Raw genomic sequence first — 13,779 nt, forward strand, 5'->3', positions numbered from 1 at the left:
CGAGATCCGACCGGCCCGGCCGGTTACGGAGATAAAAAAGCCACCTCGAGGGTGGCTTTTTTTGGTTGCGGCCTCGACCGCGGAGTGCCCCGTCAGGCCGGCACCGCGGTCTTGATCGCCAGCTCACCGTTTTCGATGGTGACCTCCACGCGTCCGCCCTCACCCGCCAGATCACCGAACAGCACGGCTTCAGCCAGCGGTTTACGCAACTTGTCGCGGATCAGTCGCGCCATCGGGCGCGCGCCCATTTTCTCGTCGTAGCCGTGTGACGCCAGCCACTCGCGCGCCTCCTCGTCCACTTCGAGCGTTACACGCGCATCATCCAGCTGCGCCTGCAGCTCGACGATAAACTTGTCGACCACGGTTTTGACGACCTCCAGGTCCAGCGCGCCGAACTGGATGATGCTGTCCAGGCGGTTGCGGAATTCCGGCGTGAACATCTTCTTGATCTCTTCCATACCATCACTGGAGTGATCCTGGCTGGTAAAGCCGATGGAGCGGCGACTCATCAGGTCGGCACCGGCGTTGGTGGTCATGATCAGGATGACGTTGCGGAAGTCCGCCTTGCGGCCGTTGTTGTCGGTCAGGGTGCCGTGGTCCATGACCTGCAGCAGCAGGTTGAACACTTCCGGGTGCGCCTTCTCGATTTCGTCGAGCAGCACCACGCTGTGTGGATGCTTGGTGACCGAATCGGTCAGCAGGCCGCCCTGGTCGAACCCCACGTAACCCGGCGGCGCACCAATCAGGCGTGAGACGGTGTGGCGCTCCATGTATTCGGACATGTCGAAGCGGATCAGCTCGATCCCCATGACCTTGGCCAGCTGGCGACACAGTTCGGTCTTGCCGACGCCGGTGGGGCCGGCGAACAGGAATGAGCCGATCGGCTTTTCCTCCGCCCCCAGCCCGGCGCGGCTCAGCTTGATCGCTGTGCCGAGCGCGTCGATGGCCTTGTCCTGCCCGAATACGACCATTTTGAGATTGTCGTCCAGCTTACCGAGCTGCTCCTTGTCGGAGGCGGAGACGCTCTTGGCCGGGATGCGTGCCATTTTGGCGATCACCATTTCGATCTCGGTCACGCCGATCATGTCGCTGCGCTGCTCGCTCGGCAGCAGCGCCTGGAAGGCACCGGCTTCGTCGATGACATCGATGGCCTTGTCCGGCAGGAAACGCTCGGTCAGGTGGCGACTGGACAGCTGGGCTGCAGCATCGAGGGCCGCATCGGTGTAGCGCACCTTGTGGTGATCCTCAAAACAGCTTTTCAGCCCCTGGAGAATCTGTACCGTCTCTTCAACCGATGGCTCATTGACATCGATTTTCTGGAAGCGGCGCGACAGCGCGCGGTCTTTCTCGAAAATACCGCGGTACTCGGAGAAGGTAGTGGAGCCAATACAGCGCATCTGGCCACTGGAGAGCAGTGGTTTCAGCAGGTTGGAGGCATCCATCACGCCACCGGAAGCGGCTCCGGCGCCGATGATGGTGTGAATCTCATCGATAAACAGAACAGCGTGTTCGCGTTTCTTGAGTTCGGCCAGCAGCGCCTTGAAGCGTTTCTCAAAGTCGCCACGGTACTTGGTGCCGGCCAGCAGTGAACCCAGGTCGAGGGAGTAAATGGTGCTCTGGCGCAGTGGTTCCGGCACCTCTTCATCCACGATACGCCGTGCCAGGCCCTCGGCGATCGCGGTCTTGCCGACCCCGGATTCGCCCACCAGCAGCGGGTTGTTCTTGCGCCGGCGCGCCAGCACCTGGGTGACCCGTTCCACTTCCGGTCCGCGCCCGACCAGCGGGTCGATCCGACCGAGGATGGCCTCCTGGTTCAGATTGGTGGCGTAGCTCTCCAGTGGATCGGATCCGCCGGGTTCGGCGCCGGTACCGATCTCCTCGTCCGGCTGCTCCGGGGCCGGGTCCGGGCTGTGGTGATTGTGGCCAGTGGAGCCCACTCGCGAAATGCCGTGGGTGATGTAGTTGACCACATCGATACGGGCCACGCTCTGCTGCTTCAGGTAGTAGACCGCCTGACTCTCCTGCTCGCAGAAGATTGCGACCAGCACGTTGGCACCGGTCACCTCCTTCTTGCCGGAGGACTGCACGTGAAAAACCGCGCGCTGCAGAACGCGCTGGAAGCCTAGCGTCGGCTGGGTTTCCCGCTCCGTATCGGTCTCGGGGATCAGCGGCGTGGTGGAGTCGACAAACTCCAGCAGCTCGCGACGCAGGGCGCTGAGATCGGCGCCGCAGGCATGCAAAACGTCGGCGGCGGACTCGTTGTCCAGCAACGCCAGCAGCAGGTGCTCCACGGTCATAAACTCGTGGCGTTTTGCGCGCGCACCTTTGAACGCCAGATTGAGCGTTACCTCTAAATCCTTGCTGAGCATCTGAACCTCAAACCCTAGTCGCTAAATTTCCCCGTCAACTGCACTTCAGCAGCGCGCGCCGGAGGCCGGCGTCTTGAGTGTGCCTGATTCCGTTCAGGCGACGGGACCCTTAATCAGTCTGCCGTCAATCGTCTTCGCTCTCGTCCGCTTCGATCTCACACAGCAGTGGGTGCTGGTTGTCCCTGGCGAATTGATTGACCTGGGCGGCCTTTGTCTCCGCTATATCTCGAGTATAGACACCGCAGATCGCTTTTCCCTGCGTGTGTACCTGCAGCATCAATCGGGTGGCGCGCTCCCGGTCCGCCCCGAAAAAAACCTCCAGGGTTTCGACCACGAAGTCCATCGGGGTGTAGTCGTCATTGAGCATGATGACTTTGTACATGGGCGGGCGCTTGAGGCGCGGAGCGGCTTCCTCAAGTACAGGATCCCCGCCTGGATCATCGGAGTACGGCAGGTCTTCGTCGGCGCCACTGGAGTGTAGTTTAATGGCTGGTGATATTCCCATAGTGCTAGCTTGTGCGAATCATCGGTGAACAGGCAATACCGGGTACGCCCAGTACCAGGTGCGACCCCGCTTTCACGGCCCGCCATTGTAACCTCATTTGCCGTGTGGCACAGCGGGCGCCAACAGGCCTTGACATTGGTAGATCAGTTGGCTACAAGAGATATTGCTCGCATAACAAACGGGCGCACCCGCCGAAGGATCGCGGGTGTAGAGTGGATGATGCATATAGAAATATGCATTTAAATGCATAAAAGTGCAGATAACTATAAGAGACTCTGTAAGGTGGCTCACTGCCGCCCAGGCAATTAGAGGGAATTCGCCATGCCTACCGGTACCGTCAAGTGGTTTAACAACGCCAAGGGATATGGGTTTATTCTTGCGGACGAAGGAGGGGAGGATCTGTTCGCGCACTACTCCGCCATCCAGATGGAAGGTTATCGCACCTTGAAGGCTGGCCAGCAGGTCACCTTTGATATCATCAAGGGCGACAAAGGCTATCACGCCGCCAATATCGTGGCAGGCACGGGTGCCAGCACCGGCACGTCCCGGGACGGCGGTTCCGGCGAAGCGCACACCGAGCGCGAAAAAGAAGCCGAAGCGCTGAGCTGAGCGCATCCGCGCGAGCCCGGAATAGAGAATTCGCACAAAAAAAGCCCCACACCGCGGTGTGGGGCTTTTTTGCAATTCGGGGCCGCGGCGCGGCCCCTCAAGCCAATCAGGCCATGTGCTTGATGACTTCGTCGCCGAAATCGGAGCAGGACTTCAGTTCCGCACCATCCATCAGGCGCTCGAAGTCGTAGGTCACGGTCTTGGCTTCGATCGCGCCTTCCATGCCCGTAACCACCATGTCGGCAGCTTCGTTCCAGCCCAGGTGGCGCAGCATCATTTCTGCGGACAGGATCAGGGAGCCCGGGTTGACCTTGTTCTGGCCAGCGTACTTCGGCGCAGTGCCGTGGGTCGCTTCGAACAGGGCCACTTCGTCAGACAGGTTGGCACCCGGTGCGATACCGATACCACCGACCTGGGCCGCCAGGGCGTCGGACAGGTAGTCGCCGTTCAGGTTCAGGGTGGCAATCACGTCGTATTCGGCCGGGCGCAGCAGTACCTGCTGCAGCATGGCGTCGGCGATCACGTCCTTGACCACGATTTCCTTGCCGGTCTTCGGGTTCTTGAAGCTGTGCCAGGGGCCGCCGTCCAGCGGCTGCGCACCGAACTCATCGCGGGCCAGCTCGTAGCCCCAGTCGGCGAAGGCACCTTCGGTGAACTTCATGATGTTGCCCTTGTGCACCAGGGTCAGGGAGTCGCGGTCCTGATCGATGGTGTACTGCAGCGCCTTGCGTACCAGGCGCTTGGTGCCCTCTTCGGAAACCGGTTTGACGCCGATGCCGCAGTGCTCCGGGAAGCGAATCTTCTTGACGCCCATCTCGTCCTGCAGGAACTTGATGACCTTCTTGGCTTCGTCGGTGTCTGCTTTCCACTCGATACCGGCATAGATGTCCTCGGAGTTTTCGCGGAAGATCACCATGTCGACCTTGTTCGGCTCTTTCACCGGAGACGGCACGCCGCTGAACCAGCGTACCGGGCGCTGGCACACGTACAGGTCCAGCTCCTGGCGCAGGGCCACGTTCAGGGAGCGGAAGCCGCCGCCAACCGGAGTGGTCAGCGGGCCCTTGATGCCCACGGCGTACTCTTTCAGAGCGTCCAGGGTTTCGGCCGGGAACCAGTCGCCGGCGTAGGTCTCGGCGGCTTTCTCGCCACAGTAGATTTCCATCCAGGAGATGGCCTTCTCGCCACCGAACGCTTTCTCGACCGCAGAATCGATCACCTTGCGCATAACCGGGGTGATATCCACGCCGATGCCGTCACCTTCGATGAAGGGGATGATCGGGCGATTCGGAACATTCAGCGAACCGTCGGAATTGACTGTAACTTTTTCGCCGTCTGCCGGCACTTGGATATGACCCATATTGCTTAAACTCCCAAAACTCTGTGACTATTTAGGTCGGGTGTTGCTTGCGCCACCCCAAATACTCCGGGGGCGGCATGAAAAATCGGCCGGATTATATCAGCATCCGCTCATTTTTGTAGTTGGATTACAATAGCCCATTTTTTTATGGCCAGAATCATCCTGTTCAACAAGCCCTACGGCGTACTGACCCAGTTCACCGACGACCGCGGGCGCCCTACTCTCGCCGATTACATTCGCGACAAGGGCTTCTATGCCGCCGGGCGGCTGGATTTCGACTCCGAGGGCCTGCTGCTGCTCACCGACGACGGCGCGCTGCAACACCGTATCAGCCACCCGCGCCAGAAACTGGCGAAGACCTACTGGGTTCAGGTCGAAGGCGAGATCGACGAGGCCGCCCTGGCCGCCCTGCGCCGCGGGGTGCCACTGAAAGATGGCCTCACCGCACCGGCCAGGGCGCGCCCGCTGGCCCCGCCGGCAGTGTGGCCCCGGGTGCCACCGGTGCGCGAGCGCAAATCGATACCCACCTCCTGGCTGGAGCTGACTATCGGCGAGGGGCGCAACCGCCAGGTGCGCCGGATGACCGCCGCGGTAGGCTTCCCCACCCTGCGACTGATCCGCACGGCGATTGGCAGCTGGAATCTTGGCCAGCTGGCGCCCGGCCAACAGCGCATTGAAGAAGTCTTCTCGGCGCCGGCCGGCAAGCGCAAGGCAGCACCGGCGCGGCGCCCGCACTCGCGCCGGCGCCGCTAAGCTTTTATCGAGTGTGAGGTGGCGGTTTCCCGGCCGCGACAGCCCCGCGTAACCGCACTCTTGGTCACAGACCCCAAACACGGGTAAAATTCGCCCCCTTTTTAACAGCCAGCGGCTTCCGATAGTCCTCATTTATGTCTGATAGCAACCTGAAACAGCCCCAGCGCGACCTTCCCCGGCGCGTCATCGTCGGTATGTCCGGCGGTGTGGACTCCTCCGTGGCCGCCCTGCTGCTGATGCAGCAGGGCTATCAGGTCGAGGGGCTGTTCATGAAGAACTGGGATGAGGACGACGGCACCGAGTACTGCACCGCCAAGGCGGATCTGGCGGATGCCCAGGCGGTGTGCGACCGCCTGGGCATCAAGTTGCATACGGCCAATTTTGCCGCCGAATACTGGGACCACGTGTTCGAGTACTTCCTTGCGGAGTACAAGGCAGGCCGCACGCCGAATCCGGACATCCTCTGCAACCGCGAGATCAAGTTCAAGGTCTTCCTCGAGTACGCGGAAATGCTCGGTGCCGACGCCATTGCCACCGGCCACTACGCGCGGCGCAAGGATATCGACGGCCGCACCTACCTGCTCAAGGGGCTGGATCCGAACAAGGACCAGAGCTATTTCCTGCACGCCGTGGGTGAGGCAGAGTTTGCCAAGTCCCTGTTTCCCGTGGGAGAGCTGGAAAAGCCGGAGGTGCGCCGCATCGCCGGGGAAAACGGCTTCATTACCCATGACAAGAAAGACAGCACCGGTATCTGCTTTATCGGCGAACGCCGCTTCAAGGACTTCCTCGAGCAATATCTGCCGGCCCAGCCCGGGGATATGGAGACACCCGAGGGCGAAATCATGGGGCGCCACGCGGGGCTGATGTATCACACCATCGGCCAGCGCCAGGGCCTCGGCATCGGTGGGGTCAAGGGCAGCGGTGATGAGCCCTGGTACGTGGTGGGCAAGGATCTGCAGCGCAACGTGCTTCTGGTGGCCCAGGGCAAGCACCACCCGCTGCTCTACGCCACCGGGCTGGAGGCCGCCCAGACCCACTGGATCAACGGGGCCGCGCCGGCAGACACCTTCCGCTGCCGCGCCAAGACGCGCTACCGCCAGCCGGACCAGGACTGTACCGTGACGGTGCGCGACAATGGCGATCTGGTGGTGACGTTTGACGAGCCCCAGCGTGCCATCACACCCGGGCAATCGCTGGTGCTGTACGATGGCGACATCTGCCTCGGCGGCGCGGTTATCGAGCGGGCCACCGGCGTCGGCACCGTCTGAGCGCCGGGTTACCGGCAACTTCCACGGGGAATTAAGGAGCGATTTTGACTAACTGGCGGGATGAAGCACTGGCGCTGGCGGGAATATTCCAGTCTGCGGTACTCGTGGAGCGCCTGGCGAAAACCGGCAACGCGCCCACGGACCAGATGGAGACCGGTATTTACAGCCTGTTTCAGGTTAACCCGGATCGCGCCGAGGATGTTTTTGGCGGTGTAGAAAAAATTCGCCCGGGCCTGGAAGTCTCGCGCCAACTGCTGCGTTCGCGCCAGCACCCCGAGTACACCGACAGCCTCCGCTACGCGCTGTCGATCCTGTATCTGCAGCGTCAGCTGGCGAAGAACAAGGATCTGCTGGAAATCATCGGCAGCCGCCTGGAGAAGGCCCAGCAGCAGGCGGAGCACTTCAGTCTCGGCCACGAAAATGTGTTTTCCAATCTCGCCAGCATTTACAGCGATACGTTGAGCACTTTCCGCTTTCGCATCCAGGTGCTCGGCGATTTCAATTTCCTGCAGCAGCAGCGTATCGCCAACCAGATCCGCACTATGCTGTTTGCCGGCGTGCGCGCCGCCACCCTGTGGCGCCAGGTCGGCGGTAGCCGCCTGCACCTGTTATTCCAGCGCAAAAAATTACTCGCCGCGACCGACACACTGATCGCGCAAACCGAATCCACCAATTTCTGAACCTGGAGTTGAATCAATGACAGTCGAGTTATCCGCACTGACCGCGGTTTCCCCCATCGATGGCCGCTATGAAAGCAAGACCGCGCCATTGCGGGATATCTTCAGCGAATACGGCCTGATCCGCGCCCGCGTGGAGGTCGAGGTACGCTGGCTGCAACAGCTCTCCCGCCACCCGGAGATTGCCGAGGTGCAGCTGTTCGATGGCGCAGCGACGACATTGCTCGACAGTATCGTGGCCGAGTTTTCCATCGATGATGCCCGGCGTATCAAGGAAATCGAGCGCACCACCAATCACGATGTGAAGGCGGTGGAGTATTTCCTCAAGGAAAAAATTTCCGCTAACGAGGCACTGGCCAAAGTCGGCGAGTTCGTGCACTTTGCCTGCACCTCCGAAGACATCAACAACCTGTCCCACGCGCTGATGCTGCGCGCCGGCCGCGACCAGGTGCTGCTGCCGGCGATGAATCGCATTGTCAGCGTCGTGGCCGAGCTGGCCCAGAAGTTTGCCGACGTGCCAATGCTGTCACGCACCCACGGTCAGACCGCCAGCCCCACTACCGTAGGCAAGGAACTGGCCAACGTGGTGGCGCGACTGCGCCGCCAGGTACAGCAGATCCACAGCGTCGAACTGCTGGGCAAGATCAACGGTGCCGTGGGTAACTACAATGCGCACCTGTCGGCTTACCCGGAGGTAGACTGGGAGAAAAATGCCGAGGAGTTCGTGACCTCCCTGGGCCTGAGCTGGAACCCCTACACCACCCAGATCGAGCCGCACGACTATATCGCCGAGCTGTTCGACGCAGTCGCGCGTTTCAATACCATCCTGATCGATTTCGACCGCGATATCTGGGGCTACATCTCTCTGGGTTACTTCAAGCAGAAGGTCGTGGCGGGTGAAGTGGGCTCTTCCACCATGCCGCACAAGGTCAATCCGATCGACTTCGAGAACTCCGAGGGTAACCTGGGCCTGGCTAATGCGGTGTTCCAGCACCTGGCGGCCAAACTGCCGATCTCCCGCTGGCAGCGCGACCTGACCGATTCCACCGTGTTGCGCAATATGGGCGTGGGTGCCGGCTACGCGGTGATCGCGTACGAGGCCACACTGAAGGGCCTGGGCAAACTGGAACTCAACCGCGAGCGCCTGGCGGCCGACCTCGACAACGCCTGGGAAGTACTGGCGGAACCGATCCAGACCGTCATGCGCCGCTACAACATCGAAGAGCCCTACGAGAAATTGAAGGCGCTGACCCGTGGCCAGGGCATCAACCGCGAGACGCTGAAAGCGTTTATCGAGAAACTCGAGATTCCGGCGGAAGCCAAGAAGGCCTTGCACGAGATGACCCCGGCGAGCTATATCGGCAACGCCGTGGATCAGGCCAACAAGATTTGATTTCGACTCTTTGACGGGCGCTACGCGCCCGTTTTTTCCTATCCCGCTGGCCTTGTGCCGAACCGGGAGGGCGCTCTCCCTCCCGGTTTGCGAGCCAAGTGCCACGTCCTGATGCCTGGTGCACGATCGTGGTCAAACCTCTTACTAATCTGGGCAATATGCCCGTCGCCGAATTCATGCGCGACTACTGGCAGCAGAAGCCGCTGCTGATCCGCAACGCCTTCCCCGACTTCGAGTCGCCAATTTCCGGTGAGGAACTCGCCGGGATGGCGCTGGAAGAGGCGGTGGAGTCGCGGCTGGTACTGGAAAATGGCGAAAGCGGCCCCTGGGAACTGCGCAACGGGCCGTTTAGCGAAGAAGATTTCCTGTCCCTGCCGAAAACACACTGGACCCTGCTGGTGCAGGCGGTGGACCAGTGGCTGTCGGAACTGGCGGAACTGAAGCAGGCGTTTCGCTTTATTCCGGATTGGCGCCTGGACGATGTGATGATCAGCTATGCCGCCGATCAGGGCAGTGTCGGGCCGCATTTCGATTACTACGATGTGTTCCTGCTGCAGGCGGAAGGCAAACGCCGCTGGCAGGTGGGCGCGAAAGCGGATGAAAGCAGCCCGCGCGTAGAGGGCACGCCGCTGAAGATCCTGCGTGAATTCACCGCCGAGGACAGCTGGGTGCTGGAGCCCGGCGACATGCTCTACCTGCCGCCGCAATACAGCCACTGGGGCGTGGCCGAGGGCGGTTGCACGACCATTTCCATCGGTTTTCGGGCGCCGTCGGCGCGCACGATCCTCGAGGACCTGGCCGCGGAGCTGGCGCACGGTCTGCCGGAACATCTGCGCTATACCGATGCGGGCCGGGCACCGGCCACAGCGCCGGCGGAAATCGATCCCGCTTCGGTACAGGGGTTGCGCGCGCAGTTGCAGGAGTGGCTGCAGCAGCCACAGAATATCGCGCAGTGGTTCGGTGCGGTCATGACCGAAGCCAAGTACCCGGATACCGTGGCGCTGGATGCGGGCAGCGCCGACGACTGGCGCGAGCAACTGGCGCAGGGCGCCGAGCTGGTGCTGAACCCGGCATCGCGCTGCGCCTTCTGTCGCGATCCGGAGACCCTGTTTGTGGACGGCGAGAGCTTCCCCGCTCCCCTGCCCTTTGCCGAGCAATTCTGCCAGACGCACCGGATTGTGCAGGCGGATGTCGAGCGCCATCCGCAAATGGCCGCGGCCGGTGGCCCGATCGAGTTGCTGGTGGCGCAGGGCACGCTGATCTATCCGCCCGAGGACTTCTGACATGAGCGTGGAAATTCGGCCCGCCGACTGGGCGCGGGAACGCGAGCAGATTCGCAGCGTGCGCGACGCGGTATTTGTGCGCGAACAGCAGGTGGACCCGAAAATCGAATGGGATGATTGCGAAGCGCGGGCGCAGCACTTCCTGGTCCTGCGCGATGGCACGGCGGTGGGCACCGGGCGCCTGCTGCCGAGTGGCAAGATCGGCCGTATGGCGATTCTCCAGTGCGAGCGCGGTACCGGCCTGGGCCTACGCCTGCTGGCACAGATCTGCGACTTCGCGCGGCAGCGCGGCGACAAGGAGGTCTACCTGCACGCCCAATGCCACGCCGAAGACTTCTACCACAAGGCCGGTTTCAGCACCGCGGGCGGGGTTTTCAGTGAAGCCGATATCCCGCATGTGAAAATGGTGCGCGCTCTTGGCTGACAGCGGGCAGAGCGCACAGGCGCTGGCCGATCTCGAGCAGTTTCGCTACGCGATGGTCGAGCTGCTGCGCGGCGCCAGTCGCGAAGTGGATATCTTCTCCGCGCAATTGGCGCACGCGCTGTATCACGATGCCGGCGTGACCGAGGCGCTGTCGGATTTTGCCCGCAGCAGCCGCGTTGCCCGTGTGCGCCTGCTGGTACGGGACACCGAACCGATGGTGCGCCGCTTTCACCGGGTCGCCGCCCTCTTCCAGCGCCTGAGTTCGCGAATTGAACTGCGCCGTATTGAGGCGACCGTGGACACCCCGGACTGGGAGTTTGCCATCGCCGATGGCCGTCAGCTGGTGGTGTGCGACGATCGCCGGCAGTGGTGCGGGTTGTTTGAACGCGCCAACCCGGCACGCGCGCGCCAGCTTGGCGATGCCTTTGAGCGCGAGTGGCCGCTGGCGGCGGCCGACCCGAATCTGCGTCGACTACAACTCTGACCGTTCCCGAACCATTCCGCGCCGCAAGTGCGGCGGACAGCACATTTCCGACATCCAGACCGCACCTACCCTGGCCGTGGCGCGAGATTGCCTTGGGCAACGGGGAAATTCCGTTAGCATGAATTCCGAAAGACAGCGCTGTCACCAGCGCGCTATTGCTGTCTTTTCCGCCTGAGTTAGAAAAACGGCCCGCAACGGGCCTTAGATCCATGGCGGCACACAGGAATTGATAACAACAATACAGAAGGAGAATCCCATGAAAATGCGCACAGCGCCGCACACCCGGCTATCGCTGCGGCTTCCCCGCCAGTTGGCCGTGGCCCTGGTGGCGGGTTGCCTGCTCCCTGGCACCCGGGCGATGGCACACGGCACGATGGTGGTACCGGAGAGCCGGGTGTACAAATGTTTTCTCGACAACCCCGAGAACCCCTCGGATCCCGCCTGCGCCGCGGCGAAAGATGTCGCCGGGTCCCAGGCTTTCTACGACTGGAACAGCATTCGCCAGGGCAACGCCGCCGGCGATCACCAAACGGTGGTACCGGACGGCCAGCTCTGTTCCGGCGGCGGTGCCGAATTTGCCGGACTCGACCTCGCGCGCCCCGACTGGCAGGCGACACCGATCGCCCCCAAGGCTGACGGGACCTTCGACTTCGAGTTCTATGCCACCGCGCCCCACGCCACCCAGGAGTGGATCTTCTATGTCACCCGCCAGGGTTACAGCGGCGATACCCCGTTGAAGTGGAGTGACCTGTTCGAGTTCTGCCGCCTCGGCAATGTGGCGCTCGGCGCCGACAATCACTACACCCTCAACTGCCCGCTGCCATCGGTCACCGGCAAGCATGTGATCTACACCGTGTGGCAGCGCGCCGACAGCCCCGAAGCGTTTTACACCTGTACCGATGTCGTGCTCGGCGATGGCACCAGCAGCCCCTGGGCCGATGAAGGAGCGCTCAATGCACAGAGTGATCTGGTCGCCGGTAGCACCGTGACACTGCGGCTGTTCAACAGTGGTGGCAACGATGTCGAGAGCCTGCCCTACTCGCTCGCCGCGGACATGACCGCCGCCGAGTGGGCCTACGCTTTTGCCCAGTACGTCAACAGCCAGTCCCAGTACGCGCGCATCGGCGTACTCGACCCGGATAGCGGCGCGATTACACCGGTGCAATCGGCGTCGGCAAACCGGGTCTTCACCCAGGCAGATATGGACCTGAGCCATCAAGTGGAATTCGACATTCCCGCTGGCAACAGCGCGCCGGTCGCGGTTGTCGCGGCGGACCCCGCTGCTCTCACTGGCGCCGGCAGTGTATCGCTGTCAGCGGCGGGTTCCAGTGATCCGGATGGGGATGCGCTGACCTACAGCTGGAGTATCACGGCCGGAACCGGCGCGAGCCTCAGCAGCACCAGCGGCGCCAATGTGACCCTGAGCCTCGCAGAACCGACGGCGGACCAGACGGTAACCGTTTCGCTCAGCGTCAGCGACGGTGAGCTCGGCGATGCTGCCAGCGTCGATATCAACCACAGTGCCAGTGGCGACACCGGTGGCGGTAGCGGCGGCAACTACGACTATGCCTATCCGGACGGTATCGGCAGCTATGTGCCGGGCGAAACCGTCGTGCTGGGTAGCGATGGTAACCGCTACCAGTGCCGGCCCTGGCCCTACGGCGACTGGTGCAATATCGACAGCGCCTACCACTACGCGCCGGGCAGCGGCGTAAACTGGCAGGACGCCTGGACCCAGCTGTAACCGCGCAGCCCTCTCCCGCTCGCGGGAGAGGGCCGCACTCATCACGCCTGGCGTGCCGGCGCAACAAACAGTCTCTGCAGTCCCCGTTCAACGGCGGCATCCGCCGGCAGCTGGATATCGAAGACGCTGCTCAGCGCATCGCGCAGTTCCCGCGGCCCGGCCAGGAGCAGTGTGGTTTTTGGCCCCTGCACCGGATGGTAACTGAGTGTGCGGTCGAACAGTGTGTGGCGGCCGCCACTGAAAGCGCGCGCAGCCACCAGGTGATTGACGAAACGCGATTCCGGGTGCGTGGAGCAATACCAGTTGAAAACCTTGTAATCCCCGGCGGACTGCTTGTGCAGATTGAAGCGGTACACCGGCTGCCAGTCGTGATCTCCGGCAGCCTGCGACGCTTTGCTTTCCAGCAAGAATTCACCCTCGATCGGTCTGATCCGGTAACTGCCCTGCGGTGTAGCCTGCGCGCGCGGTTCGTCCATGCGCAGTGGCGCAGTCGGCGTGTGGCCACCGAAACCGACATCCACCAGATAGGCAGTCTGCTCCAGCGTTACCCGCAATATCATGTGCGACTGCGCCGCCTGGTGGCCCGCCGGCTGCTGCCACAGCACTCGCGCCGCCAGACCGTCGGCCGAAAAACCGATGGCCAGCAACGCCGCGCGCAGCAGCGCATTCTGCTCAAAGCAATAACCGCCGCGCCGGGAGTTCACCAGTTTGTGGGCCACCGCGGCCAGTTCGGTTTCCACCGGCCAGCCGAGAAATGGATTCAGGTTTTCAAATGGAATGGTGCGCGTGTGGTGGCTGATCAGGGCGGTGAGCGTTTCCAGATTCACCGCTGGTCGCCCGCGAAAGCCGATGCGCTGCAGATAGGCGTCGAGGTCGAAAGTGTTCGTATTCATTGTGGCTGCTTCCCGGTTGC

At 62.3% G+C, this 13,779-nt stretch carries 13 protein-coding genes; 9 read left to right on the forward strand and 4 right to left on the reverse strand.

The features are described 5' to 3' along the window. Nucleotides 1-92: 92 nt before the first annotated feature. A complete protein-coding gene (clpA, locus tag ABDK11_RS10185; RefSeq protein ID WP_346836398.1) occupies nt 93-2,369 on the reverse strand; it encodes an ATP-dependent Clp protease ATP-binding subunit ClpA in 2,277 nt (758 codons plus the stop codon). 124 nt (nt 2,370-2,493) lie between these two features. After that, a complete protein-coding gene (gene clpS / locus ABDK11_RS10190; RefSeq protein WP_346836399.1) occupies nt 2,494-2,874 on the reverse strand; it encodes an ATP-dependent Clp protease adapter ClpS in 381 nt (126 codons plus the stop codon). Nucleotides 2,875-3,195: 321 nt separating this feature from the next. Between clpS and cspD the strand changes: the two genes are divergently transcribed. After that, complete coding sequence (gene cspD, locus ABDK11_RS10195) at nt 3,196-3,483, forward strand: cold shock domain-containing protein CspD (protein ID WP_346836400.1); 288 nt, start codon at nt 3,196-3,198, stop codon at nt 3,481-3,483. Between the two features lie 106 nt (nt 3,484-3,589). Here cspD and icd read toward each other — a convergent pair whose 3' ends face one another. Beyond that, the gene (icd, locus tag ABDK11_RS10200) at nt 3,590-4,840 is read right to left on the reverse strand and encodes an NADP-dependent isocitrate dehydrogenase (protein ID WP_346836401.1); all 1,251 of its coding nucleotides are present in this window, start codon (nt 4,838-4,840) and stop codon (nt 3,590-3,592) included. A gap of 147 nt (nt 4,841-4,987) precedes the next feature. Here icd and ABDK11_RS10205 point away from each other — a divergent pair, with 147 nt between their 5' ends. The 8 genes from ABDK11_RS10205 to ABDK11_RS10240 all read left to right on the forward strand — a co-directional run bounded on the left by ABDK11_RS10205 (nt 4,988) and on the right by ABDK11_RS10240 (nt 12,866). Then, nucleotides 4,988-5,593, forward strand: coding sequence for a pseudouridine synthase (locus ABDK11_RS10205; RefSeq protein WP_346836402.1), 606 nt, complete (start codon nt 4,988-4,990; stop codon nt 5,591-5,593). A gap of 134 nt (nt 5,594-5,727) precedes the next feature. Then, nucleotides 5,728-6,861 (forward strand): tRNA 2-thiouridine(34) synthase MnmA, encoded by a 1,134-nt coding sequence (gene mnmA / locus ABDK11_RS10210; RefSeq protein ID WP_346836403.1) that lies wholly within the window; start codon nt 5,728-5,730, stop codon nt 6,859-6,861. A 41-nt stretch (nt 6,862-6,902) separates the two neighbouring features. After that, nucleotides 6,903-7,541, forward strand: coding sequence for a high frequency lysogenization protein HflD (hflD, locus tag ABDK11_RS10215; protein ID WP_346840193.1), 639 nt, complete (start codon nt 6,903-6,905; stop codon nt 7,539-7,541). A 16-nt stretch (nt 7,542-7,557) separates the two neighbouring features. Next, nucleotides 7,558-8,931 carry an adenylosuccinate lyase gene (purB, locus tag ABDK11_RS10220; RefSeq protein ID WP_346836404.1) on the forward strand — a complete coding sequence of 458 codons (1,374 nt, stop codon included), beginning with the start codon at nt 7,558-7,560 and terminating at the stop codon, nt 8,929-8,931. 128 nt (nt 8,932-9,059) lie between these two features. After that, nucleotides 9,060-10,214: a cupin domain-containing protein gene (locus tag ABDK11_RS10225; RefSeq protein WP_346836405.1), complete on the forward strand. Its 1,155-nt coding sequence runs from the start codon at nt 9,060-9,062 to the stop codon at nt 10,212-10,214. A gap of 1 nt (nt 10,215) precedes the next feature. Then, nucleotides 10,216-10,638: a GNAT family N-acetyltransferase gene (locus ABDK11_RS10230; RefSeq protein WP_346836406.1), complete on the forward strand. Its 423-nt coding sequence runs from the start codon at nt 10,216-10,218 to the stop codon at nt 10,636-10,638. Beyond that, nucleotides 10,631-11,122 (forward strand): hypothetical protein, encoded by a 492-nt coding sequence (locus ABDK11_RS10235; protein WP_346836407.1) that lies wholly within the window; start codon nt 10,631-10,633, stop codon nt 11,120-11,122. Before ABDK11_RS10230 ends, ABDK11_RS10235 begins: the two co-directional genes overlap by 8 nt. 256 nt (nt 11,123-11,378) lie before the next feature. After that, nucleotides 11,379-12,866: a lytic polysaccharide monooxygenase gene (locus ABDK11_RS10240; RefSeq protein WP_346836408.1), complete on the forward strand. Its 1,488-nt coding sequence runs from the start codon at nt 11,379-11,381 to the stop codon at nt 12,864-12,866. A 41-nt stretch (nt 12,867-12,907) separates the two neighbouring features. On the opposite strand, the gene ABDK11_RS10245 is transcribed toward ABDK11_RS10240, so the two are convergent. Next, nucleotides 12,908-13,759, reverse strand: coding sequence for an arylamine N-acetyltransferase (locus ABDK11_RS10245; RefSeq protein ID WP_346836409.1), 852 nt, complete (start codon nt 13,757-13,759; stop codon nt 12,908-12,910). Between the last annotated feature and the right edge of the window lie 20 nt (nt 13,760-13,779).

The organism is Microbulbifer sp. SAOS-129_SWC (genome assembly GCF_039696035.1).
Taxonomy (GTDB): Bacteria; Pseudomonadota; Gammaproteobacteria; order Pseudomonadales; family Cellvibrionaceae; genus Microbulbifer.